At 59.4% G+C, this 25288-nt stretch carries 24 protein-coding genes; 14 read left to right on the forward strand and 10 right to left on the reverse strand.

Going from position 1 to position 25288, the window contains the following annotated elements:
- Window positions 1-10: 10 nt before the first annotated feature.
- The 5 genes from HF682_RS07820 to HF682_RS07840 all read left to right on the forward strand — a co-directional run bounded on the left by HF682_RS07820 (window position 11) and on the right by HF682_RS07840 (window position 3933).
- Window positions 11-1267 carry a L,D-transpeptidase family protein gene (locus HF682_RS07820; protein WP_168876619.1) on the forward strand — a complete coding sequence of 419 codons (1257 nt, stop codon included), beginning with the start codon at window positions 11-13 and terminating at the stop codon, window positions 1265-1267.
- Between the two features lie 11 nt (window positions 1268-1278).
- The gene (locus HF682_RS07825; protein ID WP_168876620.1) at window positions 1279-1908 is read left to right on the forward strand and encodes a peptidylprolyl isomerase; all 630 of its coding nucleotides are present in this window, start codon (window positions 1279-1281) and stop codon (window positions 1906-1908) included.
- Window positions 1909-1939: 31 nt separating this feature from the next.
- Complete coding sequence (locus HF682_RS07830; RefSeq protein ID WP_168876621.1) at window positions 1940-2449, forward strand: peptidylprolyl isomerase; 510 nt, start codon at window positions 1940-1942, stop codon at window positions 2447-2449.
- A 32-nt stretch (window positions 2450-2481) separates the two neighbouring features.
- Window positions 2482-3216 carry a UDP-2,3-diacylglucosamine diphosphatase gene (locus HF682_RS07835; protein ID WP_168876622.1) on the forward strand — a complete coding sequence of 245 codons (735 nt, stop codon included), beginning with the start codon at window positions 2482-2484 and terminating at the stop codon, window positions 3214-3216.
- A gap of 195 nt (window positions 3217-3411) precedes the next feature.
- Window positions 3412-3933, forward strand: coding sequence for a hypothetical protein (locus tag HF682_RS07840; RefSeq protein WP_168876623.1), 522 nt, complete (start codon window positions 3412-3414; stop codon window positions 3931-3933).
- Between the two features lie 43 nt (window positions 3934-3976).
- Here the strand turns inward: HF682_RS07840 and HF682_RS07845 are convergent, their stop codons facing one another.
- Together HF682_RS07845 and HF682_RS07850 are read right to left on the reverse strand one after the other, a co-directional pair.
- Complete coding sequence (locus HF682_RS07845; protein WP_168876624.1) at window positions 3977-4822, reverse strand: sulfurtransferase; 846 nt, start codon at window positions 4820-4822, stop codon at window positions 3977-3979.
- Window positions 4803-6005, reverse strand: coding sequence for a THUMP domain-containing class I SAM-dependent RNA methyltransferase (locus tag HF682_RS07850; RefSeq protein ID WP_168876625.1), 1203 nt, complete (start codon window positions 6003-6005; stop codon window positions 4803-4805). Before HF682_RS07850 ends, HF682_RS07845 begins: the two co-directional genes overlap by 20 nt.
- A 151-nt stretch (window positions 6006-6156) precedes the next feature.
- On the opposite strand from HF682_RS07850, the gene hemB reads away from it, so the two are divergent.
- A complete protein-coding gene (gene hemB, locus HF682_RS07855) occupies window positions 6157-7164 on the forward strand; it encodes a porphobilinogen synthase (protein WP_168876626.1) in 1008 nt (335 codons plus the stop codon).
- 5 nt (window positions 7165-7169) lie between these two features.
- Here the strand turns inward: hemB and HF682_RS07860 are convergent, their stop codons facing one another.
- A complete protein-coding gene (locus HF682_RS07860; protein ID WP_168876627.1) occupies window positions 7170-7757 on the reverse strand; it encodes a hypothetical protein in 588 nt (195 codons plus the stop codon).
- 73 nt (window positions 7758-7830) lie between these two features.
- Window positions 7831-10173, reverse strand: a complete 2343-nt coding sequence (locus HF682_RS07865; protein WP_168876628.1) for a penicillin-binding protein 1A — start codon at window positions 10171-10173, stop codon at window positions 7831-7833.
- Window positions 10174-10350: 177 nt separating this feature from the next.
- Between HF682_RS07865 and HF682_RS07870 the strand changes: the two genes are divergently transcribed.
- Genes HF682_RS07870 through aroB form a run of 7 tightly spaced genes read left to right on the forward strand, consistent with a single transcriptional unit; the run spans window position 10351 to window position 16849 of the window.
- Window positions 10351-11433, forward strand: coding sequence for a pilus assembly protein PilM (locus tag HF682_RS07870; protein WP_240947082.1), 1083 nt, complete (start codon window positions 10351-10353; stop codon window positions 11431-11433).
- Window positions 11430-12005 carry a PilN domain-containing protein gene (locus HF682_RS07875; RefSeq protein WP_168876629.1) on the forward strand — a complete coding sequence of 192 codons (576 nt, stop codon included), beginning with the start codon at window positions 11430-11432 and terminating at the stop codon, window positions 12003-12005. Before HF682_RS07870 ends, HF682_RS07875 begins: the two co-directional genes overlap by 4 nt.
- Window positions 12006-12008: 3 nt before the next feature.
- Window positions 12009-12638: a type IV pilus inner membrane component PilO gene (locus HF682_RS07880; RefSeq protein ID WP_168876630.1), complete on the forward strand. Its 630-nt coding sequence runs from the start codon at window positions 12009-12011 to the stop codon at window positions 12636-12638.
- Window positions 12635-13153: a pilus assembly protein PilP gene (locus tag HF682_RS07885; protein WP_168876631.1), complete on the forward strand. Its 519-nt coding sequence runs from the start codon at window positions 12635-12637 to the stop codon at window positions 13151-13153. The genes HF682_RS07880 and HF682_RS07885 overlap by 4 nt, the downstream gene beginning before the upstream one ends.
- Window positions 13154-13161: 8 nt before the next feature.
- Complete coding sequence (locus HF682_RS07890) at window positions 13162-15210, forward strand: type IV pilus secretin PilQ (RefSeq protein WP_168876632.1); 2049 nt, start codon at window positions 13162-13164, stop codon at window positions 15208-15210.
- Window positions 15211-15231: 21 nt separating this feature from the next.
- On the forward strand, window positions 15232-15774 hold the full coding sequence (locus HF682_RS07895; protein ID WP_168876633.1) for a shikimate kinase: 543 nt from the start codon (window positions 15232-15234) through the stop codon (window positions 15772-15774).
- Complete coding sequence (aroB, locus tag HF682_RS07900; protein ID WP_168876634.1) at window positions 15767-16849, forward strand: 3-dehydroquinate synthase; 1083 nt, start codon at window positions 15767-15769, stop codon at window positions 16847-16849. Before HF682_RS07895 ends, aroB begins: the two co-directional genes overlap by 8 nt.
- A 63-nt stretch (window positions 16850-16912) precedes the next feature.
- Here the strand turns inward: aroB and HF682_RS07905 are convergent, their stop codons facing one another.
- Both HF682_RS07905 and HF682_RS07910 read right to left on the reverse strand, forming a co-directional pair.
- Window positions 16913-18106, reverse strand: coding sequence for a DesA family fatty acid desaturase (locus tag HF682_RS07905; RefSeq protein WP_168876635.1), 1194 nt, complete (start codon window positions 18104-18106; stop codon window positions 16913-16915).
- 108 nt (window positions 18107-18214) lie between these two features.
- The gene (locus HF682_RS07910) at window positions 18215-19459 is read right to left on the reverse strand and encodes a mechanosensitive ion channel family protein (RefSeq protein WP_168876636.1); all 1245 of its coding nucleotides are present in this window, start codon (window positions 19457-19459) and stop codon (window positions 18215-18217) included.
- A 158-nt stretch (window positions 19460-19617) separates the two neighbouring features.
- Between HF682_RS07910 and HF682_RS07915 the strand changes: the two genes are divergently transcribed.
- Window positions 19618-21111, forward strand: coding sequence for a YdgA family protein (locus HF682_RS07915; RefSeq protein ID WP_168876637.1), 1494 nt, complete (start codon window positions 19618-19620; stop codon window positions 21109-21111).
- A 94-nt stretch (window positions 21112-21205) separates the two neighbouring features.
- Here HF682_RS07915 and HF682_RS07920 read toward each other — a convergent pair whose 3' ends face one another.
- From HF682_RS07920 to purM, 4 genes are read right to left on the reverse strand one after another with little or no spacing between them, the layout of a single operon-like run.
- The gene (locus HF682_RS07920) at window positions 21206-22447 is read right to left on the reverse strand and encodes an RsmB/NOP family class I SAM-dependent RNA methyltransferase (RefSeq protein ID WP_168876638.1); all 1242 of its coding nucleotides are present in this window, start codon (window positions 22445-22447) and stop codon (window positions 21206-21208) included.
- Between the two features lie 37 nt (window positions 22448-22484).
- Window positions 22485-23648: a DUF3108 domain-containing protein gene (locus HF682_RS07925; RefSeq protein ID WP_168876639.1), complete on the reverse strand. Its 1164-nt coding sequence runs from the start codon at window positions 23646-23648 to the stop codon at window positions 22485-22487.
- Between the two features lie 4 nt (window positions 23649-23652).
- Window positions 23653-24249, reverse strand: a complete 597-nt coding sequence (gene purN, locus HF682_RS07930; protein ID WP_168876640.1) for a phosphoribosylglycinamide formyltransferase — start codon at window positions 24247-24249, stop codon at window positions 23653-23655.
- Between the two features lie 5 nt (window positions 24250-24254).
- A complete protein-coding gene (gene purM, locus HF682_RS07935) occupies window positions 24255-25286 on the reverse strand; it encodes a phosphoribosylformylglycinamidine cyclo-ligase (RefSeq protein ID WP_168876641.1) in 1032 nt (343 codons plus the stop codon).
- Between the last annotated feature and the right edge of the window lie 2 nt (window positions 25287-25288).

The raw sequence follows: 25288 nt of genomic DNA on the forward strand, positions 1-25288 counted from the left end.
TAGTGGCTTGATGTCTCCCCGCCCAGGGCGGTTGCGACGTGTACTGGCACTGGTGCTGGTCAGTCTGCCCGCGGCGTCGGTCAACTCCATGGGTTCGTTTGCCACACCGGACCCGGCGCCCCTGCCGCTGGCGCAGGCCAGCCCCGGCAAGCCCATTGACGTGACGCATCGTCGCCCCGAGCAGGAATTGATGCGGGTGCTGGATGCCATGCAGCGCGGGCAGTTTGGCACGGCCCAGTCCACGCTGGACCAGCTGCTGCGCGATTACCCCAACTACCGTCTGGCACACCTGATTCAGGGGGACCTGCTGAAGGCGCGAGGCCGTCCGCTCAAAACCATGGGCGATGTCTCCGAGGTCAGCCCCGAAGTGCTGAATGACCTGCGGCTGGAAGCCCAGGTCCGCCTGAAGCGCTATACCGAAGATGCGCCGGTCGACAAGGTACCCGGCAACATCTTGCAACTGTCCAGCGCCCAGCGCTATCTGCTGGCGGTCGATGTCAGCCGCTCCCGCCTGTATGTGTACCAGAACGACAATGGTACCCCGCGCCGGGTGGACGATTTCTACATCACCATCGGCAAGAATGGTTACGACAAGCGGATCGAAGGCGATCAACGCACTCCGCTGGGCGTGTACTTTGTGCTGTCACAGCTCCCCAAGGCCTCGCTGCCTGATCTGTACGGGGCCGCCGCTTTCCCGCTGAGCTATCCCAATGAGTGGGACCGGCTGCAAAAGCGGACCGGCCACGGTATCTGGCTGCACGGCAGCCCGTCTGACACCTATAGCCGGCCACCGTTATCCAGCAATGGCTGCGTGGCGCTGACCAACCAGGACTTGATGGCGCTCAGCAAATACCTGCAGATCGGCGTCACTCCGGTGATCATCAGCCGGGACTTTGACTGGGTTAATGCCGAGCAAACCCAGCAGGATCGGGATAGCCTGTTGCAAAGCCTGGAGCACTGGCGGCAAGACTGGGAAAGCCGTGACACCCGCCGCTACCTGGAGCACTACTCGGCCAACTTCCGCAGCGGCAGCCAGGACCTGACGGCCTGGTCGGCACAGAAAACCACAGTCAATGCCAGCAAGAAATGGATCAAGATTGGCTTAAGCAATGTCAGCCTGTTCCGCTACCCGGATAACCCGGATATGGTGGTGGCCACCTTCGAGCAGGATTACCGTAGCGACAACCTCAGCAGCAAGGGCGGCAAGCGGCAATACTGGCAACGCGAAGGCAGTGGCTGGAAAATCATTTACGAAGATGTCAGTTGATGGACACCCGCATGAAATCTGTTACCCGTCTGTTTACCCTCAGCGCCCTGCTGTTCAGCCTGCCCCTGCTGGCTCGCCCCATGGTGGAAATCCGTACCAACCGGGGGGTGATGGTCGCCGAGTTGTATAGCGACAAAGCACCGAAGACGGTGCGCAACTTCCTGCAGTACGTTGGTGACGGCTTCTACAGCCAGACCACCTTTCACCGCGTGATCCCTGGCTTCATGATCCAGGGCGGCGGCCTGACGGCCAGCATGGAGCCCAAGGCCACCCGTGCACCCATTGCCAGCGAGTCCAACAATGGTCTGAAAAACCAGTTCGGCACCCTGGCCATGGCACGTACCCACGATCCAGATTCGGCCACCAGCCAGTTCTTCATCAATCTGAGTGACAACAAGCACCTGAACTATTACAAGCCCACGCCGGACTACATGGGCTACACCGTGTTTGGCAAGCTGGTCAAAGGCGAGGATGTGGCGGAAGCCCTCTCCAAGCAAACCACGCAGACCATTGGCGACTTTACCGATGTGCCGGTAGAAGCCATTACCATCGAAGCCATCGTTCGCCTGCCGGACAGCCCGGACGCACCGGTTGCCAGCAAGCCCACCAGCAAGAAACCTGTCCGCAAACGCAGCAAGTAAGCTGCGCTACGCCTACTGAAGGAAACTGATCATGAGCGACATCGTCACCCTCTATACCAGCATGGGCAACATCACGCTGGAACTGAACGCCGACAAGGCCCCGAAGACGGTGGCCAACTTTCTGGCCTATCTGGATGCGGGCCACTACAACGGCACCGTATTTCACCGTGTGATCGACGGTTTCATGATTCAGGGCGGTGGCTTTGAACCGGGCATGAAGCAAAAACCGGCACCGACGACCGTCGAGAATGAGGCCGCCAATGGCCTGCGGAACGACACCTACACGGTGGCGATGGCACGCACGCCAGACCCGCATTCGGCCAGCGCCCAGTTCTTCATCAACGTCGCCGACAATGCCTTCCTCAACTATCGCGACCCCAGCCAGCAAGGCTTTGGCTACTGTGTGTTTGGCAAGGTGATTGCCGGGCAAGAGGTGGTGGACCAGATTGGCAAGGTCAAGACCGGCAGCGCAGGCTTCTTCCAGGACGTACCGGTGCAGGATGTGCTGATCGAGCGCGCCGAGCGCGGCGAAGCTGCCTGAGCCTGGCGGGCCACAGCCCCGTGGCCTGACGCATGTCCAAGCTGTATTTTATCGCCGACCTGCACCTGTCTACCGACACGGTGCAGGAATACCACCGCTTTGCAGACTGGCTCCCAAGCCTGCAAAGCGGTGACCGCCTCTATATCCTGGGCGACTTCCTCGAGGTCTGGGTAGGGGATGACGATCTGGATGATCCCTTTGCCCGGCAATTGACAGCCCTGTTGCACCACACGGCGGCACGAGGTGTCTCACTGTTCCTGCAGCATGGCAACCGGGATTTCTTGCTGGGCGAACGCTTTGCCCAGGCCGCCGGGCTGACGTTGCTGCCCGACCCTTGCTATCTGCCCGGCGAACAACTGCTGCTCAGCCATGGTGACCAGCTGTGTCTGGATGATCATGACTACCAGCGCTTCCGTGCCGAAGTACGCCAGCCGCAGTGGCAGCAGGCTTTTCTGGCGCGTCCACTCAGCGAGCGCAAGGCTTTTGCCCGCCAGCTGCGCGAGCAAAGCGAGGCCCAAAAGCGGAGCAAGCCATTGCCCATCATGGACGTCGCCGACAGCGCGGTACAGGATTGGCTGGCACGCTGGCCCGATGCGATCCTGATTCACGGCCACACCCATCGGGCGGCGCAGCATCGCTACACCACGCCCTCCGGCGCACGCCAGCGCTGGGTACTGCCGGATTGGCATGCCGAGCGCTGGGGCTTCCTGCAGTGGCAAGCCGGTCAGCTACAGGCACATTACACCCCACCGCTGGACACGCCCTAATCCATTTGTTGCAGTGCCGCAACAGCCAAATTTCAATACCACCATTGCCAGACCCGCGCCCTGATTTGGTTCAAGGCATCAGCATATTTAGCACTCCACACATTCCGCACCATCCCTCTTGCATTGCAGCAGCAAAGGCATAGACTTCGCGCAACTGCCCTAAAGTAGGGCGTCGCCACGAAGGAAATGCACCAAATGGTTACATTGGCTGATTTGCACGCCTGTCTGCAAAGCTGTAATGATCTGGCCCAACAAGCCAGCCACGCTTGGCTGTGCGGGATGGAGGATGCGCTGCAAGCACAGCTGGATGGCAGCCGTGCCCTGCTGGAGGACTGGCAGGCGCAGCCTTTGCTGCCGGCAGGAGGCCCCGAGCAGCAATTACGCCAGCAACAGCAGCGGCTCTCCCATCAGCTGGAGCTGGGCATGACTGCGGCACGCAATATCTACCTGAGCAATATGCGTACGCAAACCGAATGGTTGCAGCTCAGTGAAAAATGGGTTGCCACCTGCAGCGCAGCCCTGCTGGACCAGCTCCCCACGCCGCCGGGCTCGCCAGCACCTGCCGTGGAAGCCATGCGCTCAGCCGTAGAGATTGGCGGGTGCGCCTTCGACTCGCTGTCCAAGGCCACCCGCCAGGTCAGCCATTTCGCTGGTACCAACATGACCGCCGCCACCCTGAAGGCACTCAATGTGGCCCGTGAGAAGCTGAACGGCTAAGTAGCAGGCTGGCCTCGCCAGCCCCGTACAAGCGGCAGTCAGCTCACGCTTCAGTGCCGGTTGCCACCGGCCGTGATGCGTCGCTGCACCATTCACTCCACGAGCCAGCATACAGGCGGCTGCCCGTCAGCCCGGCATGGCTCATCGCCAGCAGATTATGGCAAGCGGTCACACCAGAGCCACACTGGTGCACCAGCTCGCTGGGTGCCACACCCGCCAGCAGCTGCTCAAACTGCTGGCGCAGCACATCCGCCGGTTTAAAGCGCCCATCGGCCTGCAGGTTGTTCTGGAAAAAGAAATTACGTGCGCCGGGAATATGACCACCGACCGGGTCCATGGTCTCCCCCTCCCCGGCAAAACGGCCTGGCGCCCGTGCGTCCAGCACCACAAATGCGGGGTGCTGCAGGTTAGTCAGCACGGTCTCTACCCGTACCGGCTCGTCCGCCGGTTGCAGCGGATAGGGTGCCGCAGGAACCACCTGTGGCAGCTCGGTGGTCAATGCCCCCCCCGCAGCCTGCCAGGCGGCGACACCGCCATCCAGCACCGCCACCGCCTGATGCCCAAGCCAGCGCAGCATCCACCATAGCCGCGCCGCGTACATCCCGCCTGAAGAGTCATACGCCACCACCTGCGTCCGCGGGGTAATGCCCCAGCGCGCCACGGTCTCCGCAAAGTGGGCACGCTCCGGCAAGGGGTGCCGCCCATTGCGCCCGGTCTTGGCTGCGGACAGGTCATCCTCCAGACTGGCAAACTGTGCCCCCGGCAAATGTCCTGCCGCGTACTGGGCACGCCCCCAGCTCAGGTCGGTCAGTTGATGGCTGCAATCGAGCAGGCACACCTGGCCTTGCAGTGCCTGCAGGCTGGCTGCATCAATCAGCGTCTGGTACATGAGGTGCTCCTTGTGGGTCCGGTCGGCGATTGCTGCCCGCCACCATCTTGAATTCCAGCAGGCGGCATTCCAGTGCGCCATTGAACAGGACCGTACGCTTGCTGGCCGACAAGCGGATGGTTTTGGCCAGCTCCGGATCGGCACTCAACAGGTAAGCACGCCAGCCACTGAAGTGTTGCTTCAGCCAGTGCCCCAGCTGCGGGTACCACGCCTTCAGTGCTTCCAGTTCACCCAGACGTACACCGTAGGGCGGGTTGCTGACGATCACCCCATCGCTGGCCGGTGGGCGGCAATCCAGCAGGTCACACTGTTTGAGCTCGATCGCCTCGCCCAAACCGGCAGCCTCAATATTGGCCTGCGCCCGTTTCAGCACATCGCCGTATTTGTCGCTGCCATAAATCGGCAAACGGCGGCGAACCGGCGCCTGCTGCTCTCGTTCGGCCAACCAGGCTTGCCATTCCGCCTGTGGAAAGCTGCGATTGCGCTCAAAGGCAAACCGCCGCCCGGAGCCCGCATCGATGCCCAAGGCCATCTGCGCCGCTTCCATCAGGATGGTGCCGCTACCGCACATCGGGTCCAGCAGCGGCTGGCACAAGCCATCCTCGGTATGCGCTTGCCAGCCGCTGAGCATCAGCATACCTGCCGCCAGATTCTCGCGCAGCGGCGCTTCGCCCTGCACCTGACGCAAGCCCCGCTTGAACAGCGGCTCACCGCTGGTGTCCAGATACAGGGTCAGTACCCGTGCATCCAGAAACGCATAAATGCGCTGATCGGGTGCTTCGGTATTGACGCTGGGGCGGCTGCCAGTACGCTCACGGAAATGATCGCAAATGGCATCCTTGATGCGCAGGGTCAGGAAGTCCAGACTGGGCAGCGGGCACTTTTGTGCCGACACGCTGACCTTGATGGTCTGTGACGGGTCAAACCACTGCCCCCACGGCAGCGCCTGGGCTGCACGGTAGACGTCCTGCTCGGTGCGGTAAGGGGTCTGCCGCAGGCGCCACAGAATGCGGCTGGCCAGACGGCTGCAACGGTTGGCACGCGCCGCGCACAACCAGTCGCCCTTGAAATGCACGCCACCGGCCACCGCCTTGACCTGTTCACCGCCCAGCGCTGTCAGCTCCTCGGCCAGCAAAGCCTCCAGCCCGCGGGGACTGGTCGCAAAAAAATCATGCATGGTCATCAAAACTGCTCCTGCCTGGGGCCACTTGCGGTGACGTGTTCGTTTACAATAGCACTGGCCCGCGCGTACCGCGGGCCGCTGTACAGCGGATGGCGCAGCTTACCACAGCCCCGCTCCGCTTGCCCTGATCCCTCTGCCGATGGAAACCCGCATGCATACCAATCGCTCCTTCCCACTGACCCGTCTGCGCCGCCTGCGCCGTCATGCTTTTTCCCGTGATCTGGTGCGTGAGCATCAGTTGACCGTCAAAGACCTGATCTACCCGGTATTCGTGATTGACGGCGAGGACAAGATCGAGCCCGTTGCCTCCATGCCGGGCGTGGCGCGCATGACGCTGGACCGCCTGCTGAAGGAAGCCGGCCGCTGTGTGGCACTGGGCATTCCGGCGCTGGCCTTGTTCCCGGTGGTGGGCAGCAGCCTGAAATCCCTGCAGGCGGAAGAAGCCTGCAATCCGGAGGGTCTGGCGGCACGTGCGGTACGGGCGCTGAAGCAGCATTACCCGGAGCTGGGCGTGATCGTGGACATTGCGCTGGACCCCTACACCAGCCACGGTCAGGACGGGGTCATCGACGATCAGGGCTATGTGCTCAATGAAGTCACGGTCGACATCCTGTGCCAGCAAGCAGTTTGCCTGGCACAAGCCGGGGCTGACGTGGTGGCCCCCTCCGACATGATGGATGGCCGCATCGGCAGCATCCGTCAAGCACTGGATGCCGCCGGTTTTGAACTGGTGCAGATCATGGCCTACTCGGCCAAGTACGCCTCCAGCTTCTACGGCCCCTTCCGCGATGCGGTGGGTTCGGCAGGCAATCTGGGCAAAGGCAACAAGTACACTTACCAGATGGACCCAGCCAATGGCGACGAAGCGCTGCATGAAGTGGCGCTGGACTTGCAGGAGGGTGCCGACATGGTGATGGTCAAGCCCGGCATGCCGTATCTGGATGTGGTGCAGCGGGTCAAAACCGAATTCAAGGTGCCGACCTTTGTGTATCAGGTCAGCGGTGAGTATGCGATGCTGAAGGCCGCAGCCCAGCAAGGCTGGCTCGACGAACGAGCCTGCGTACTGGAAAGCCTGCTGGCCTTCAAACGCGCCGGGGCCGATGGCATCCTGACGTATTTCGCCCCGCAGGTCGCCCGCTGGTTACAGGAAACTGCCTGATCACCTCAAGCCGCGCTGACTTCCTCGAGCAGCGCGGCAAGCTGGCTGCTGGACGCGGTCAGGCGCTGTCCATGCTCATTGCGCCGCTGCGACGCTTTGAGCCACTCCCCACGCGGCAACAGGGAGAGGTGAAACTGTTGGCCATACGCTTCAAACGCCAGCGACAGGAAACGCCCGCCTTGTCGCCATTCAAAAGGCAAGCCCAGGTTGGTGAGCAGAATGGCGGCCCGCTTTTCGTCTTCCGCCTCGGCCAGCAATTCGATGCAGGCATGCTCGCCCGCCACCCCACTGAGCACATCTCCCGACAGCAGAGGGGACAAGCCCTGCAGTTGCCCCATCATCGCCAGCGCCGCCTGCCGTAATTCCTGCAAGCGCTGGGGGTGCTCGTCATCAAACAGCGCGCGATACTGTGACAACGCCTGCTCCAGCAAGGCCTGATCCGGCCAGCTGGAAGGGTCATGGTTGCCCAGTTGCAAGGCGGCCCTGCGGCAAGCCACCGCCAGCTCCTGCTCGCTACCTTCTGCCAGCAGGCGGGCGGCCCGGTCTGCAATCTGCCATTGGGCATGCCGGTTACGGGTTGAACGTGAACGCATGTCGACCTCCTTCACCCCTAGCCCGAACTTACGCTAACAAACCCGTGTGACAATCCGGTGACGTCACCAGCCCTTAGAATAGCAGGTCGCGCACCGTCTCCACATTGGTGCCCGCCTCTTCACCGCCGTCACCGCCCTCTCCGCTGGCAGGGCGTGCCGATGAACTGTTATCCAGCCCCAGCCCCGGCGCGGTAGAGGTCCGCTCGGCGTAATAGTATTCACTGCCTTGCTTGACCACGCCCTTTGGCATCGGCAACGGCCGCTCCGGAATACCCTTCAGTACTTTGCCCATATAGGTCATCCAGATCGGCAAGGCGGCGTGACCACCGGTTTCCGAGCCACCCAGTGGCTTGGGCTGGTCATAGCCTACCCAGACCACGCCCACCAGATTGCGCTGCGAGAAGCCGGCAAACCAGGCATCCATCACGTCGTTGGTGGTACCGGTCTTGCCTGCAAGGTCTTTCCGGCCCAGCGACATGGCACGTGCTGCAGTACCGTAACGCACCACGTCACCCATCACACTGGTCATGATGAAGGCGTTGCGCGGATCGATGGCCTCCGGTGCATTCTGGCCCACTACATAGGGCTTGCTCTGGAACACCACCTTGCCCTTCGGGTCTTCAATGCGTTCAATGAAGTAGGGCTGTACCTTGTAGCCACCGTTGGCAAACACACTGTAAGCCGCTGACATCTGGTACGGCGTCACGGACCCCGCACCCAGCGCCATGGTGAGGTAAGGGGGGTGTTTGTCTGGTGTGAAGCCGAACTTCTGCATGTACTCCTGTGCATATTGCGGCGTAATCGCCTGCAGGATACGGATCGATACCAGGTTCTTGGACTTGGTCAGTGCCTGCCGCAGACTCATCGGCCCGGAGAAGCGGCCATCCGAGTTTTTCGGCTCCCAGCGCTGCCCGCCTTGATCAATCACCAGCGGGGCATCATTGATGATGGTGGATGCCGTAAACCCTTTTTCCAGCGCGGCTGAATAGATAATGGGCTTGAAGCTGGAGCCCGGCTGCCGCCAGGCTTGCGTGGCATGGTTGAAGTTGTTGCGGTTGAAGTCAAAGCCGCCCACCAGCGCCTTCATCGCCCCCGTATTCGGGTCCATCGACACGAAGGCGGACTCGATCTGCGGCAGTTGTGAAATCTCCCACTGGCCTTTGCTGTTCTGGAACACACGGATCACCGCACCCGGGCGAATCCGCACCGCTTCGTTGGCCTTGGGACCGATCATGCGCTGGGCAAACTGCAGACCCGCACCGGTCAGCTCCAGGGTTTCCCCACCCTTGCGATAGGCCACCACCTTTTTCGGGCTGGCTTCCAGTACCACGGCCGGGTAGATATCGCCGCTGTCCTTTACTTCCTGCAACATCTGGTCGAGGTAATCCTCGCGCTGCTCGACTGGGCCCTCGGCATAATTGCTGATGTCTATGTAAGACTCGGCACCACGGTAGCCATGGCGCTTGTCAAAATCCAGCATGCCATGCCGTACAGCCAGATGCGCCGTCTCCTGGTGATCGGCCAGAATGGTGGTATACACCTTGTAGCCTTGGGTATAGGCCGCATCCTTATACTGGTCCACCATAAACTGGCGCACCATTTCGGCCACGTACTCCCCGCGCACCGTAAAGTCGGCCTGTGACTTCAACACGTGCAGCTCTTCGACTTGTGCCGCTGACCATTCCGCATCCGTAATGAAACCCAGCTCGTGCATGCGGCGCAGCACATACAACTGGCGGGTTTTGGCCCGCTCCGGGTTGACCACCGGATTGAACTTGCTGGGTGCCTTGGGCAAGCCGGCCAGCATGGCATACTGGGCAATGCTCAACTCATTGATGGGTTTGCCGTAGTAGATCTTGGCGGCCGCGCCAAAGCCATAGGCACGCTGACCCAGATTGATCTGATTCATGTACAGCTCAAGGATCTGGTCCTTGCTGAAATTCTGCTCAATCTTGAACGCCAGCAAGGCTTCCTTGAACTTGCGCTCCATGGTCTGCTCGGGCGTCAGGAAGAAATTTTTGGCCACTTGCTGGGTGATGGTACTGGCACCGGAAACCGTCTTGCCTTTGGTAAAATTGGAGAGCAGCGCACGGGCGACACTGATGTAGTCCACGCCCCCATGCTGATAGAAGCGCTCGTCTTCCGCCGCCATCAAGGCCTGCTTCATCTTCTCCGGCACATCAGCAATCTTGAGGAAGTCTCGCCGCTCCTGGCCGAACTCCCCAATCTGTACACCGTCTGCGGTATAGACCCGCAGCGGAATGGCGGGTCGGTAATCCTGCAGCACTTTGACATCGGGCAAGCGGGGATACACGATCATGACGGCGATGGCCAGGATGGCAATCCCGATCAGGCCAAGGCTTACCATGAACAACAACGGATAGGTAATCCACTTGCGTGACGGTCTCAAGTTCATGTCTGTTTTGTAGAGGGTCTATAGTTAAACGAGGGCTACTGTAGGCGAAAACGCGACAATATGCGAGCATTCATGATAAAAGCATGATTGCTTTACTTGACAGCTTTACGCTGCTAGCATTTCATGTAGTTTCACACATAATGCATGTAACCTGCTTAATGTTCAAAGGAATTTGCCTTGAAATCCAGCTTTAACATGGACTTTCTGAAGCCGAAAGCGCCACCGCTGGTTGGGGTCGATATCAGCTCGCACGCTGTTAAAATGGTCGAGCTGAGCAAAGCGGGCAAAACCCTCAACATCGAGCGGTATGCCATCGAACCCCTGCCCAAAGACGCGGTTGCTGACGGCAATATCGCCAACCATGAGGCCGTGGCAGACGCCATCAAGCGCGCTTGGCGCAAGCTGGGCGCGCGCACTAAAAACGTCGCGCTGGCCCTGCCGGCTGCCGCAGTCATTACCAAAAAGATCACGGTACCCGCAGGTCAAAGCGAGCGGGACCTCGAGCTACAAGTCGAATCCGAGGCAAACCAGTATATCCCGTTTGCCCTGGAAGAGGTGAATCTGGATTTTCAGATCATTGGTCCGTCCCCTGCCACGGCCGACGAGGTTGAGGTGCTGATCGCTGCATCCAAAAAGGAAAAGGTGGAAGACCGGGTCGCCGCTGCGGGTGAGGCCGGTCTGAAAACACTGGTGATGGATGTGGAGTCGTACGCCACCCAGGCGGCGTTCGAGCTGATCCAGAAGCAACTGCCCGGTGAGGGCCGCGATCAGACCATTGCCATCGCTGACATTGGCGCGACCATGATGCACATCATGGTGGTACGCAACGGACAGCAGATCTTCCTGCGCGAGCAGGCGTTCGGTGGCAACCAGCTAACGCAAGACATCCAGCGCCGCTTTAACCTGAGCCAGGATGAAGCAGAAACTGCCAAGCGCAACGGCGGGCTGCCAGAGAACTATGAACCAGAGGTGCTCAAGCCCTTCATGGAAACACTGGCACAGGAAGTGATGCGTTCCTTGCAGTTCTTCTTTGCCTCCACCCAGTACAGCCATGTGGACTACATTCTGCTCGGCGGTGGCTGCAGCAGCATTCCTGGACTGGATGAAGTGGTGGCCAACCGCACCCAGGTCAGTACCTTGATTGCCAACCCCTTCCTTGGCATGTCTCCACCCAGCCGGATCAAGCCGAAGCAGTTGCTACAGGACGCCCCGTCACTGCTGATCGCCTGCGGTCTCGCCCTTCGCAAGTTTGAGCCATGATTAGATTAAACCTGTTACCTCACCGCGAGCTGCGCAAGGCCGCCCAGACCCGTCAGTTCTACATTTTGACGGCCTTTACCTTGCTCGCTGCCTTGGGTGGTGCTTTTGCCGTCTACCAATACCTGGTAGATCAGGTCACCTACCAAGAGGCGCGCAATGGCTACTATCGCCAGGAGAATGACAAGCTGTCCAAGCAGATAGTAGAAATTGACAAGCTGAAGGAAGAGCGGGAAACCCTGCTCAGCCGCAAGAAAGTGGTTGAGGACCTCCAGGTCAGCCGCTCGGAAGTGGTGCAGCTGCTCGATTCACTGGCCAAGCTGACCCCGGAAGGCATCATGCTGACCAGTATCAAGCAGACCGACACCACGGTGGACCTGACCGGCAACACCATTTCCAATGCGCGGATCGCAACGTTCATGCAGAACATCCAGAGCTCCAGCATGCTGGCCAATCCGACCCTGATCCAGATCACCGGGGGCGATGCTGGCAAGCCGAGCACGTTCAGCATGCAGATTCAGATCAAGCGCGGCGCACCGGCTGATGCGGCCGCTTCCGCTGCACCCAAGGGTTAAGTCATGGCCTCCCTAGACGAATATCGCAACCTGAACATCAACGAGATTGGCACATGGCCATGGCCGGCACGGCTGGGCATCCTGTTGCTGATCGTTATCCTGATCAACGTGGCCGCCTACTTCCTGTTCTGGGAAGAAGAAATCACCAACCACGACAACAAGGCTGCAGAGGAAACCCAACTGCAGGAAAAATACAAGGAACTGAAGCAAAAGGCCGTTAACCTGGATGCTTACAAGCTGCAGCTGAAGGAAATCCGCCAGTCGCTGAGCGAGCTGCTGAAGCAGCTGCCGAAGCGCTCTGAAATGGACGCCTTGCTGACCGACATCAACCAGGCCGGCGTGGGTCAAGGTTTGGTCTTTGTCGAATTCAAGCCGCAAGCTGAAACCAAAACCAATGAGATGGCTGAACTGCCCATCAACCTGAGCATGAAGGGCAATTACCACAGCTTTGCCCGCTTTGCCAACGACATCGCCAAGCTGCCCCGTATCGTCAACCTGAACAACATTCAGATGACCGCAGCCGCCGATGGCAACATCAGTATCCAGACGGTAGCCAAGACCTTCCGCTATCTGGATGACAATGAGCTGGAAGCCATGCGCAACAACCAGAACAAGGGGGCGAACAAACCATGAAGCGCCCACTGACCCTAGTCAGCCTCTTGCTCGGCAGCATATTGCTGAGTGCCTGCGGCAAAAGTGATTTCAAAGACATTGACGACTGGATGGCCAACGAGTCCAAGGATTATCGTGCCCGGATTGAACCCGTGCCCGAACTCAAACCCTATGTCCCGTTTGACTATCAGGCTCAGGACCAGCTGGAGCCCTTCTCCAGCGCCAAGATCCAGGCCAAGAAAGGGGCTGGCAACGGCACCCCAGCCAACTGGAAAAAAGAACCCCTGGAAGAATTTGATCTCGACAAGATCACGATGGTGGGCACGCTGAACAACAAGGCAGAAGGTCGCATCGCCTTGGTCAAGGTGTCCACCGGGGAAATCTTCCGGGTCAAGGTCAGCAATCACATCGGACGCAACTTCGGTGTGATCACGGCCATTACCGATAGCAGCGTCGAGATCAAGGAAATGATCGAAGACAGCAGTGGCGACTGGTCAGAGCGCAGCGCCAGCCTCAAACTATCTGAGCAGGAGTAACCATAATTATGAAGACCGTCACGCTGTCCGACTGCAAAGCGGTCCGCTGGGTATCAGGGCTGTTGGCAAGCGTCTTGCTGAGTGCCTCGGCCTGGGCGGCCAACAGTATTGAAAGTGTCGATGTTTCGGCACTGCCAGGCGACCAGGCCTTGATCAAGGTCAAAATGAGCGGCCCTGCCGTCACCCCGACTGGCTTTACGGTTGCCACGCCCCCACGCATTGCGCTGGATTTCCCCAATGTCAGCAGCCATCTCAGCTCGCCCAACATCTCGGCCAATCAGGGTAACCTGCGTGCGGTGAATGTGGTAGAAGCCAATGGCCGTACCCGCCTGGTAGTCAGCCTGCTGCAAACGGCACCCTACGAAGTCAGCACCCAAGGCAATGAAGTCTGGGTCAAGCTGGGCACGGTGATGACCGGTGCCAATGCCGGCACATCCAACACACAGTTTGCGACCAGCAAGCCCGCTGCAAGCCGCGACTCCATTCGTGATATCGAATTCCGCAAAGGCCGCCAGGGTGAAGGCCGCGTGGTGATTGATCTCAATAACGGCAATGCCGGCATCGACATTCGCCAGCAAGGCAAGCTGCTGCTGGTGGACATCAGCAAGGCCACACTGCCGATCAACCTGCAACGCCGCATGGACGTGACCGACTTTGGCACGCCGGTGCAGTTCATCGACGCCAAAGGCAAGGGTGAATCGACACAGCTGGTGATTGAGCCCAAGGGCCTGTGGGAGTACTCGGCGTATCAGACCGATGGCCAACTGGTGATCGAAGTCAAGGAACAGGTACGTGACCCTAACCGGGTCAGCCAGACCAAGACCTATTCGGGCGAAAAACTGTCGCTGAACTTCCAGAACGTGGAAGTGCGGTCTGTGATTGCCGTACTGGCAGACTTTACCGGCCTCAACATCATTACCAGCGATACCGTCACCGGCAATCTGACCCTGCGTCTGAAGGATGTGCCATGGGACCAGGCCTTTGACATCGTGCTGCAAGCCAAGGGCCTGGATTCCCGCCGTAAAGGTAATGTGATCCTGGTCGCCCCGCGTGAAGAATTGGCCACAAAAGAAAAGCTGGCGCTGGAAAATGAGCAAAGCATTGCCGATCTTGAAGCCACCCGCACCGAAACCTTCCAGCTGAACTATCAGAAAGCCAAGGTGGTTTTCGAATTCCTCAAGGATGAAAAGAACCGCTTCCTGACCAAGCGCGGCAGTGTCATCGTTGATGAGCGCACCAATCAGTTGTTTGTCAGCGATATACCTACCAAACTGGACGAGATTCGTGACTTGCTGCGCAAGATCGACGTGTCCTCCAAGCAAGTCATGATTGAGGCACGAGTGGTGATTGCCGAAGAAAGCTTTGGCCGTCAGCTGGGCGGGCGGCTGACCTTCAACCAGACCAAGTCATTCTTTGGCTCGACCAGTACTACAGCTGCAGGCTCTGCGCTAGGTGGATCCATACTGGGCTCGTTAGGGACTTCCGTCAGTGGTAGTTTCGGCCTGAAACTGACGCACAACCCAACCGGAGCCCTGCTTAACTTGGAATTGCTAGCGCTGGAATTGGACAGACGGGGCAAAGTGGTATCCAGCCCGCGCCTGGTCACCAGTGACCAACGGCAAGCCACGATAAGGCAGGGTGTTGAAATCCCGTACCAGACGTGTACTGCGGCGGCAAATGGTGGCGCAGCAACCTGCTCCATTGCATTCAAAGCAGCACTACTAGAGCTGGATGTCACGCCGCAAATTACGCCAGACAATCGGGTGACAATGACGCTCAAAGTCAGTAAAGATGCCAAAGGTGAATCCACCAGCAATGGTCCGGCCATCAACAAGCGTGAAGTCAATACCAATGTCACGGTTGCCAACGGTGAAACCACGGTAATCGGCGGTGTGTTTGAAGAGGAAACCCACGCCGACATTGAGAAAACCCCTTTCTTGGGCGACATCCCCTTGCTCGGCTGGTTCTTCAAGAACAAGAAAGATACGGTCGAAAAGCGTGAGTTGCTGATTTTCGTCACCCCGCGTATTCTGGATGATCGTCTGGCGGTGCGCTAAGCTGCTGTAAAATCCGCTACAATGCCCGTCATGGCACTCGACATGACGGGCAATTTCTTTTTGGTGGGTTTGATGGGCGCAGGCAAGACCACGGTGGGTCGCGCCCTGTCGCGCCGCTTCAACAAGGCCTTCTTCGATTCAGACCATGAAGTGGAGGCCCGCACAGGGGTGCGCATCGCTACCATTTTCGATATCGAAGGCGAGGCCGGTTTTCGTGAGCGCGAACGCGAGATGATTGCCGAGCTGTGCCAGCGCCAGAATGTGGTACTCGCCACCGGCGGCGGTGCCGTGCTGGACCCGCGCAACCGTGAGCAGCTCGCACGTCATGGCTTGGTCATTTATCTGCGCGCCACACCGGAAGAGCTGTATCACCGCACCAAGCTGGACCGTAACCGCCCCCTGCTGCAGACCGCAGACCCACTAGGCCGCCTGCAGGCCCTGTACACCCAACGCGACCCTCTGTATCGCGAGGTCGCCGATGTCATCTTTGATACCAGCCGCCAGACGGTGCAGAGCCTGCTGACGCAACTGGAACCCCAATTACAAAAACTGAGCCATGCCTGATTACCAGACCCTGACCCTCGACCTGGGGGCACGTAGCTATCCGATCTTCATTGGTGAAGACTTGTTGTCTGCAGCGGAGCACACTTTGCGTCCGTGGTTGGGCAATGGCAAGGTGGTGCTGGTCAGCAATACCACGGTCGCCCCGCTCTATCTGGCGCGCTGGCAGGCCTGCCTGGAGCACTGGGGGATCGCGCACCATCATGTCATCCTGCCGGACGGTGAGCAGTACAAGGATGTCCAGCACCTGGACCAGATCTACAGCGCCTTGCTGGCCGCGCACTGCGACCGCAAGACCACCCTGCTGGCCTTGGGTGGCGGTGTTATTGGGGATATGACCGGTTTTGCCGCGGCCTGCTATATGCGTGGCATTGCCTTTATCCAGATCCCGACCACCTTGCTGGCCCAGGTGGATTCATCGGTGGGGGGCAAGACCGGCATCAACCACCCTTTGGGCAAGAACATGATTGGCGCGTTCTATCAGCCCCGCGCCGTGCTCGCCGAAATCAGCAGTTTATGCACCCTGCCCGCGCGTGAACTGGCCGCCGGGCTGGCAGAGGTCATCAAATATGGCTTGATTGATGATGTACCCTTCTTTGACTGGCTGGAGCAGCACATGCCCGCCCTGCTGGCGCGCGACGGTGCGGCACTGGCTGAAGCCGTCGCCTGGAGCTGCCGCAACAAGGCACGCATCGTCGCCGCCGACGAAACCGAAAGCGGTGTACGCGCGCTACTGAACCTGGGGCATACTTTTGGTCATGCCATTGAAGCCGGACTGGGATATGGCCAGTGGCTACATGGCGAAGCGGTAGCAGCCGGCATGGTGATGGCCGCGACCGCATCCCATTTGGCCGGATGGCTGTCTGCGCCCGAATTGCAGCGCATTCGGCGGTTGATTGAAGCAGCAGGCCTGCCAGCCGAAGCGCCGCCCTTGGGTGCTGAACGCTATCTGCAACTGATGCAGGTCGACAAGAAAAATGAGGGTGGCCGCATCCGCTTTGTCATGCTACGTGGCATCGGGCAAGCCTTTCTGACCGATGCCTTGCCCACTGCAGCACTAAACGCTGTCTTGCGTTAAGCAGCGCGCACCGCCAATAAAAAGGCCCGCATCAGCGGGCCTTTTTATTCAGTCAGGATGTCCTCACGCCGCGGCAGGCACAGCCATCCGCTGCAGCTGACGTGCAAACTGCTGTAGCGATGGAATGCCGCTCAATTCGGCACGTTGGCACCAGTCACGCAAGCGGTTCAGCAGTTGCTCGGAGTTCATGGCCGAACGCTCCCACAACGTCGTCAGCTCTTGCCGCATCTGGTACACGGTTTCCAGCACCCGGCTTTGCTGCAGGATCGTCTGCAGCGTCGCGCGCTCGCCTTCCGGTGTGTCTTTAGCATCCTGCTTCAGCCAGCGCTTCATCTGCCCCCAGCTGAGGCCCGATGGCAGCTTGGCAGCACCGGCCAGCTTTTCCAGCTCAGCCGCGCAGGTTTCACGCAGCGTACGCGCGTATCGTGAGGCAATGATGTAGCGATTGGCAATCAGCGCCTGCAAGGTGGCATGGTCGGCTTCGAGTTTGGTGGGGACATCCACCATCTTCGGCTGGGTACGGCGCACCGTCGCCAGCCCCAGCAGCGACAGGATGCGGATATACATCCAGCCGATGTCAAACTCAAACCACTTGTAAGACAGCTTGGCGGATGTCCCAAAGGTGTGGTGGTTGTTGTGCAGTTCTTCCCCCGCAATCAGGATGCCCCACGGGAAAATATTGGTGCTCTTGTCCTCGCACTCAAAATTGCGATAACCCCACCAGTGCGCCAAGCCATTGATGACCCCTGCTGCAAAAAACGGGGTCCACACCATGGCCACCGCCCACATCCAGATACCATTAGGGCCAAACAGCAGGATAGCCAATACCAGCAGTATGCTGATACCGCCCGCGCTGTAGCGGGTGTAGACATTGCGCTCCATCCAGTCATCCGGCGTACCGTGGCCGAACTTGTCCATGGTTTCCTGGTTCTTGGCCTCTTTGCGGTAAAGCTCTGCGCCTTGCAACAGCACTGTACGGATACCATAGGTCCACGGGCTATGCGGGTCTTCCGGGGTCTCGCAGCGAGCATGGTGCTTGCGGTGGATCGCCGCCCACTGCTTGGTCACCATGCCGGTGCCCATCCACAGCCAGAAGCGGAAAAAGTGGCTGACCACCGGGTGCAGGTCCAGCGCACGGTGCGCTTGATGCCGGTGCAGAAAAATCGTCACTGCTGCCATGGTGACATGGGTAAAACCCAACACCACCAGGATATAGCCCCACCAGGGCAGATCAATCAAACCATTAAGCCATTGCATGAGTCCATTCCATCCATCTTGATCATGGTTATTGTCACTGCATTATACCTGCGTCCATACGGTCTACACTGCACCGGCTGTCCAGATTCCAGGCGAGTTGCCCCCGCATCAGGTGCTGGCCAGCACAATCTGCCGCTCGCGGAACAATTGCCAGGCACGCGCCAGAATGGCTGAAGACAGTTCACCACTGCCCTTTTCAGGGTCTGCAATCCAGAAGCCCAGCTCCAGCTGCACGCCGTTGGCGGCGAACGCCTTGACGATCACGCCGGGTGCTGGATCCTGCAGAATGCGCTGCTGCCCCTGCGCCGCCTCCAGCAAGGTAGCGCAGGCCAGCGGCAAATCTGAGTCGAACGTAACGATCGCCTGCAAGGCAATACGGGTGCGCCGATCCGAGTAGGAATGATTGGTCACCACCGAGGTAATCAGCGTGTCGTTCGGCACAATGGCTTCATTGCCTTCCGGGTTGCGCAACACCATGTAGCGTGCGGTCAGCCGGGTCACTTCGCCGAAGCGGCCATCCACCGTCAGCAGGTCACCCAACCGGATGGAGTGATCCAGCAAGATGATGAAACCACTGACGTAATTGCTGGCAATCTTTTGCAGGCCGAAACCCAGCCCCACCCCCAGCGCCCCGCCAAACACCGAGAGCAGGGTCAAGTCGATGCCGGCAACGCTGAGCGCAATCATTACGCCAGAAACCAGCAGCAACGCCCGTCCCAGTTTGGACAACATCACCCTGGAGCTGCTATCCAGTGCCTCCGTCCGCAACAGTCGGCGCTCCAGCGCTCGGGATAGCGACAGCGTAACCAGCAGCGTCAGCGTCACCGTCATCAAGGCATTCAGCACCATCAGCAGCGACAAGGAGTGTTTGCCTACCGGGATGGCTACCCCGTCAAGCAACAGCAGGAAATCTTCCCAGTCGCCAGTCAGATGCAGGGTGACCACCAGCCAGATGACGATGGCCATACCCCGCTCGGACACCCGCAGCCAGCGCGCCTGAGGAAATACACTGCGCAGCAGGTAAATGCCCAGCCGGATCAGCAGCCACGCCAGCACCAGTACATTGATCAGCCATAACAGCCAGACCTGCTGGTAATGCTGCAGGCTCCACTTCCCGAAGCTGATGAATACTACAGCCAGCAAGGGAAACAGCACCCGCTGCAAGCCACCGGCACCATATTGCCAGGTCGTCTCTTCTGCCTTGAGTACCGGCCGCCAGCGACGACTCAAGCCCCAAGCCAGCAACATGGCCACCGCCAGCACCAGCCACTCTTTCCACGAGGCCTGCCAGCTCAACAATTCGCGTAATGAAGCGTCCAGGTAACGTTGCTTCAGCATCACGTTCCAGTTCATGCACGAGTCCGATGCAAAATCATAGCGCGCACCCGGCCATTCGACCAGCGCCGCTTGGGCAAGTACATGGTTTCAAACATGAAAATGACATGTTGATTGTAAAGAAATTTGTTATCATCAGGCTTCTTTAATCATCTTCAACCGGATTTCACGCGACCATGAGCAAGAAAATCGTCATCCCTGTCGCCATCGTTGCCGTCCTGGGCGTCGGCTACACCGGCACATCCTGGTGGTTTGGCAAGCAGGCACGGACTCAGCACCAGCACTTTGTAGAGCGGCTCAACAAGGTCGCTCCTTATCTGAAGGTGACGGAACTGGAAAGTTCCAGTGGCGTCTTCTCCTCCAGCCGAACCATCAAGTATACCGTGGCTGGCAGTGTAGGGTGTGATCTTGCCGAGAGCATGCAGCGCGTGGGCAAAGACATGGGCCCGCTGGAGTTCACCGTCAAGGAAACCATCCACCATGGCCCGTTCACCTTCGGTGGTGGTCACACCGGGTTTGCCCGTGCGGTGGTGAACACCGAGCTGGTGCTGAGCGCAGACACCCGCAAGAAGCTGGAAGAAGTATTCGGCAAAGTACCGCCTGCCAGCCTGCGCACCGTGGTCAGCATGGGCGGTGACAGCGAACTGACCCTGGATGTGCCAGAACTGACCTCCAGCCTGAATGATGGCTCCAAACTGCAATGGACCGGCCTGACCGCCTCGGTCAGCTACCCTGCCGATTACAGCAGCTACGTCACCAAGATGAGCAGCAATGGCCTGACCATCACGGGCGCATCAGGCGAGCAAGTGCAGATCGGCAAAATCAGCATGGACAGCAACAGCAAGACCGAATTTGATGTGCTGTCGGTTGGCGATGCCAGCTTCAACATCGACAGCATGTCGTTCAAGAATGCCGCGCTGCCCATGCTAAACACGGAAGTCTCCAAGATCAGCTACACCGCCACCAGCAAGAAGAATGGCGACTTCCTCGACATGTCGCTCAAGCTGGGCGTGGACAAAGTCAACACCATGGGCAAGAGCTATGGCCCGGCCCACTATGATGTTAGCCTGAACCACTTGCACGGTAGCACCTTGGGCAAGCTGGTACAGGAAGTCAACAGCATGTCCGGCCAGTGCAGCGACCAAGCGACCCGCCAGATGCAGCTAATGAGTGCGCTGGGCAAGCATGGTATTGCCCTGATGCAACAAACGCCGGAATTCATTCTGGACCGCATCAGCTTGAACATGCCGGAAGGTGAAGCCGTGATCAAGGCCAATGCCAAGATCAACAACTTTGCTGCCAGCGATGTCCAGCAACCTGCAGGTCTGCTGCAAAAGCTGGAAGCGGGTCTGGATATCAACTTCCCGGAAGCCATTGCCAAGATGCTGGCTGCGCAAATGATGGCCAAGGAAGGCATGGATCCAGCAACGGCAGAGGCCATGCTGACCCAGCAACTGGAAGGTGCTTTGGCCCAAGGCCTGCTGGCCCGTAATGGCAAGCAGCTGGTGACCAAGCTCAGCTGGAAGGCCGGCAAACTGCAGATCAACGGCAAGGAGTTCCCGCTGCCGATGCTGGGTGCCCTGATGGGCGGCGCCCCGGCCGCACCGGAAGGTGGTACGCCCGAAGGCGCCATGCCGGAAGGTGAAGCCAGCGACGCCATGCCACAGTAAGCGGTAACCGTACAAACAACAACGGGACACAGTGTGTCCCGTTGTTGTTTGTACCCCTGGCTATCTGATCAGACATCGCTGGGGGAAAAAGACCTTAGTCTGGCACCCGCTCCAGCACTGCCGCAAAGAACCCGTCTGTTGCGTGCACATGCGGATACAGTTGCAAGTAATCGCCTTGCTGTGGCACCTGCGGCAGCAGGCTGGACACCGGCACCACGCGGAAAGCCGGGTGGCTTTGCAGGAAGCGGGTAATTTGCAGCTGGTTCTCATCCGGCAAGATGCTGCAGGTCGCATACACCAAGCGCCCACCGGGTTTGACCAGCCGGGCCGCACTTTCCAGAATCGAAGCCTGACGTTGCAGCAAGTCCTGCAGCGAGGCTTCACTTTGTCGCCACTTCAGGTCCGGGTTGCGTCGCAGCGTGCCCAGACCACTACAGGGCGCATCCACCAGCACCTTGTCGATCTTGCCCTGCAGACGTTTGATGCGGCTGTCGTTCTCATGCGCAATCAACTGCGGGTGAACGTTGGACAGGCCGGAGCGTTTCAGCCGTGGCTTGAGGTTGTTGATGCGCTTTTCTGACACGTCAAAGGCATACACCCGGCCTTGTGATGCCATCAAAGCCCCCAGCAGCAGCGTTTTGCCACCGGCACCGGCGCAAAAATCCACCACCATGTCGTGGCGCTTCGGGGCCAGCAACAAGCCCAGCAGCTGGCTGCCTTCGTCCTGCACCTCTACCCCACCCTCGAGAAACAGCGGGTGGCGGTTGATGGCGGGTTTACCCGGCATACGGATACCCAGCGGGGAGAAAGGCGTCGGCTCGGCCTGCCAGCCCGCTTGTTGCAGTGCTGCCAGCGCCTGCTCGCGCGTGCTTTTCAGCGTGTTGACACGCAAATCCAGCGGCGCAGGCTCACGCAATCCCCGCCCCAAGGCCACAATGTCAGCTTCCGGCATGTCCTTGAGGTGCGGCAGCACCCAGTCCGGTAGTTCGGCACGGGCGATCAAGGGCTGCTCGGTGGGGGCTGCCGCCAGCAAGGCAGTCAACCATGCGGTATCGGCTTCCGACAGCAGTGGCGCCAGCTCCCGCTGCGGCAGGCTGCGCACCAGACGCATATAGGCCAGCAACAATTGGCGTGGCGTCGCATCCGGTGCACGCCATTCCAGCCACAGGCGATGGCGCAGCACCCCGAACACGCTTTCGGCAATAAAGTTGCGATCCTGCGCGCCCAAGGCCGGATGATTACGAAAGTAATGGCTCAGCGACACATCCGCCGGATAGGTCAGCGGCAGAATGGCTTGCAAAGCCTGATGGGCCTGTTCAAATTGAAACGGGGTCATGGTGTGTTCTCATCAACGCAGCCGAAACCGCATCGGATTATTTGTTGTCCCGGCCGGTTTCCAGCATGGCACGGTATTGATATACCACTTGATCGCCGAATTTCAAACCCAGCAAGACCAAATCTACGGGCTGCCCTTCATCATTGGTACCGACAATCCGCACCGGATAATTAAAGTGGTCCAGATCGAGCCAGACATCAAAGCGCCTGCTGCCGCCCACCACCTGACCACGAACGTGGGCTGTACGGATTTTCCCTGCAGGCACTTCAATCACTTCTTCCCGGTCTGCCACAAAGCGAACCGGATAAACCTTGTTGCGGAATACCAGTTGAAGGTCAAATGATTGCCCTGGCTCCAGCTGAGCGGCCAATTGATACCCCCAGGTTAACAAATCCTGGGTATCACTCTCCAGCGCCACCTCTTTCGGGTCATCCGGTGAACCATAGTGAATGACTTTTTGCGCATAGTCGATGGCCGCCGCGTACTTTGGCTCGGTCTTTTCATCCCGATACTCGGCAAACTTGTCAGGCAAGATACCATCCTTGCCGATCCGGCCACGGCTTTCCCAGCGGATGCTCTTGTTGAACAGGGAGCCCCCCATCACGATGCGGTAGCCCTCGCCGGTAATCTCCCAGCGCTGGGTCATTTCCGGCCCCTTCAACATCTGATACTTCGCTGTGCCCGCCCGTGGGAAACTGTCACCATAATTGGCCAGCTTGCCATTACTTGGCTTATCCGCAGGCTTGTCAGCCGGCTTGTCCGGCTTGCTACTCGGCTGCGAGGCCGAAGCTTCCGGTTTGATCTTGGGTACTTCCGTCGACGCACCACGCGCCAAAGCGCCGATGGAAGCCGCTTGCCCATTAGCCTGCGACGCGGCTTGCTGCCCGCGTGCCGGGCGATTATTACGATGGCTGGCGTGCTGTGTCCTGCCGATATCTGAGGCTGCCTGCTCGGAAGCGGCCTGCTCCGAGGCCGCCATACCGTCTGCGGGATCAGGCTTGACCGCCAGTTGTGCTGCTACCTTGACCGGATCACTCTGCAGCAGCTTGGCCTTGTTGGCCTTGGTCAGCAGCTTGGTCTGCAGCACCTTGGTTTCCGGTGTGCTCCAGTCCGGCAAGGTGATGATGTTGGCCGCCAGCAGGACGATATGGATCAACAGAGAGAGGGTCAGTGGCAGCCACCACCGCTTGAATGCCGACATGGGTTTAACCTGCCACCCGCACCCGGCCATCGGCTTCCATGTGTAGCCGGTTTTCTACAAACAGGCGTACTGCCTCAGGATAGAGACGATGCTCTTCAACCAGCACACGCGCCGCCAGGCTGGATTCATCATCCTCTGCCAGCACCGGCACCGCCGCTTGCGACACAATCGGGCCGTGATCCAGCTCGGCGGTGACAAAATGCACCGTGCAACCGTGCAGCTTGACCCCCGCCTGCAAGGCTTGCTGATGGGTGTGCAAACCCTTGAAGGCGGGCAGCAGCGAAGGATGGATGTTCAGCATCCGCCCCGTGTAATGGCGGGTAAAGCCTGCGGTGAGGATGCGCATGAAACCGGCCAGCACCACCAGATCCGGCTGATAGCCGTCGATCAACTGCATCAGCGCTGCGTCGTATTCCTCACGGCTGGCGAAATCGCGGTGCGACAGCACCGCGGTCTCAATACCGTGCTCACGGGCAAACGCCAACCCTGCAGCATCCGGTTGATTGCTGATCACCGCTGCTATCCGGCACGGCAGCTGCGCCTTGACCAGCGCCTGCATATTGCTGCCGCGACCCGAAATCAGGATGACAATCTGTTTCATGACCCTTACACCACCAGCGTCTGCGCTTCGCCCACCAGCTGCGGGCGGATACGACCAATGCGGTACACCGTCTCACCGGCTTCGGTCAGGATGCGGGTCGCCGCTTCGGCATCTTGCGCCGACAGCACCAGCACCATGCCGATGCCACAGTTGAACACGCGGTACATCTCGCCCATCGCCACATTGCCCGCATCACGCAGCCACTCAAACAGCTTGGGCAGCTGCCAGCTGCCAGCCTGTAGCTCGGCGGTCAGCCCTTCCGGCAGCACGCGCGGAATATTGTCCAGCAAACCTCCACCGGTAATATGAGCCATGCCCTTGACGGTGATGCTCTCCATCAGTTTCAGCACGGGCTTCACGTAGATGCGGGTCGGCGCCATGATGGCAGCCGCCAGCGTGCGGCCATAGAAGTCCGCATTGAGATCAGCCTGGCTGTGCTCAATGATCTTGCGCACCAGCGAGTAGCCATTGGAATGGGTGCCATTGGAGGCCAGGCCCAGCACCACATCGCCTTCGGCAATGGTCTTGCCGGTGATGATCTTCGACTTTTCCACCACACCCACGGCAAAACCCGCCAGATCGTATTCACCGGCCGGATACATGCCCGGCATTTCAGCGGTTTCACCCCCAATCAGCGCACAACCGGCCTGCTCACACCCCTGGGCGATGCCTTTGACCACATCGGTGGCTTGGGCCACGTCCAGCTTGCCGCAGGCAAAGTAGTCGAGAAAGAACAGCGGCTCGGCGCCCTGCACCAGAATGTCGTTGACACTCATGGCCACCAGGTCAATGCCCACCGTGTCATGGCGGCCCAGCTCAAACGCCAGGCGCAGCTTGGTACCCACCCCGTCGGTCCCGGACACCAGCACCGGTTCCTGGTACTTTTTGCTGATTTCCACCAGCGCGCCAAAGCCGCCAATGCCCGTCAACACTTCCGGGCGCATGGTGCGTTTGGCAAAAGGCTTGATGTTCTCAACCAGCTGGTCACCTGCGTCGATGTCCACGCCAGCGTCACGGTAGGTGAGGGAGGTGCTCAATT

Origin of the sequence: Leeia aquatica, assembly GCF_012641365.1 — a bacterium.
GTDB lineage: Bacteria > Pseudomonadota > Gammaproteobacteria > Burkholderiales > Leeiaceae > Leeia > Leeia aquatica.

What these genes read in the sequence shown, in the direction of transcription:
- purN (WP_168876640.1), bottom strand. Translation starts at nt 24,249, where the DNA reads ATGAAACAGATTGTCATCCTGATTTCGGGTCGCGGCAGCAATATGCAG.
- HF682_RS07895 (WP_168876633.1), top strand. Translation starts at nt 15,232, where the DNA reads ATGCCCGTCATGGCACTCGACATGACGGGCAATTTCTTTTTGGTGGGT.
- HF682_RS07825 (WP_168876620.1), top strand. Translation starts at nt 1,279, where the DNA reads ATGAAATCTGTTACCCGTCTGTTTACCCTCAGCGCCCTGCTGTTCAGC.
- aroB (WP_168876634.1), top strand. Translation starts at nt 15,767, where the DNA reads ATGCCTGATTACCAGACCCTGACCCTCGACCTGGGGGCACGTAGCTAT.
- HF682_RS07845 (WP_168876624.1), bottom strand. Translation starts at nt 4,822, where the DNA reads ATGTACCAGACGCTGATTGATGCAGCCAGCCTGCAGGCACTGCAAGGC.
- HF682_RS07840 (WP_168876623.1), top strand. Translation starts at nt 3,412, where the DNA reads ATGGTTACATTGGCTGATTTGCACGCCTGTCTGCAAAGCTGTAATGAT.
- HF682_RS07915 (WP_168876637.1), top strand. Translation starts at nt 19,618, where the DNA reads ATGAGCAAGAAAATCGTCATCCCTGTCGCCATCGTTGCCGTCCTGGGC.
- HF682_RS07885 (WP_168876631.1), top strand. Translation starts at nt 12,635, where the DNA reads ATGAAGCGCCCACTGACCCTAGTCAGCCTCTTGCTCGGCAGCATATTG.
- hemB (WP_168876626.1), top strand. Translation starts at nt 6,157, where the DNA reads ATGCATACCAATCGCTCCTTCCCACTGACCCGTCTGCGCCGCCTGCGC.
- HF682_RS07920 (WP_168876638.1), bottom strand. Translation starts at nt 22,447, where the DNA reads ATGACCCCGTTTCAATTTGAACAGGCCCATCAGGCTTTGCAAGCCATT.
- HF682_RS07860 (WP_168876627.1), bottom strand. Translation starts at nt 7,757, where the DNA reads ATGCGTTCACGTTCAACCCGTAACCGGCATGCCCAATGGCAGATTGCA.
- HF682_RS07925 (WP_168876639.1), bottom strand. Translation starts at nt 23,648, where the DNA reads ATGTCGGCATTCAAGCGGTGGTGGCTGCCACTGACCCTCTCTCTGTTG.
- HF682_RS07910 (WP_168876636.1), bottom strand. Translation starts at nt 19,459, where the DNA reads ATGAACTGGAACGTGATGCTGAAGCAACGTTACCTGGACGCTTCATTA.
- HF682_RS07880 (WP_168876630.1), top strand. Translation starts at nt 12,009, where the DNA reads ATGGCCTCCCTAGACGAATATCGCAACCTGAACATCAACGAGATTGGC.
- HF682_RS07875 (WP_168876629.1), top strand. Translation starts at nt 11,430, where the DNA reads ATGATTAGATTAAACCTGTTACCTCACCGCGAGCTGCGCAAGGCCGCC.
- HF682_RS07850 (WP_168876625.1), bottom strand. Translation starts at nt 6,005, where the DNA reads ATGACCATGCATGATTTTTTTGCGACCAGTCCCCGCGGGCTGGAGGCT.
- HF682_RS07830 (WP_168876621.1), top strand. Translation starts at nt 1,940, where the DNA reads ATGAGCGACATCGTCACCCTCTATACCAGCATGGGCAACATCACGCTG.
- HF682_RS07865 (WP_168876628.1), bottom strand. Translation starts at nt 10,173, where the DNA reads ATGAACTTGAGACCGTCACGCAAGTGGATTACCTATCCGTTGTTGTTC.
- HF682_RS07820 (WP_168876619.1), top strand. Translation starts at nt 11, where the DNA reads ATGTCTCCCCGCCCAGGGCGGTTGCGACGTGTACTGGCACTGGTGCTG.
- HF682_RS07890 (WP_168876632.1), top strand. Translation starts at nt 13,162, where the DNA reads ATGAAGACCGTCACGCTGTCCGACTGCAAAGCGGTCCGCTGGGTATCA.
- HF682_RS07835 (WP_168876622.1), top strand. Translation starts at nt 2,482, where the DNA reads ATGTCCAAGCTGTATTTTATCGCCGACCTGCACCTGTCTACCGACACG.
- HF682_RS07905 (WP_168876635.1), bottom strand. Translation starts at nt 18,106, where the DNA reads ATGCAATGGCTTAATGGTTTGATTGATCTGCCCTGGTGGGGCTATATC.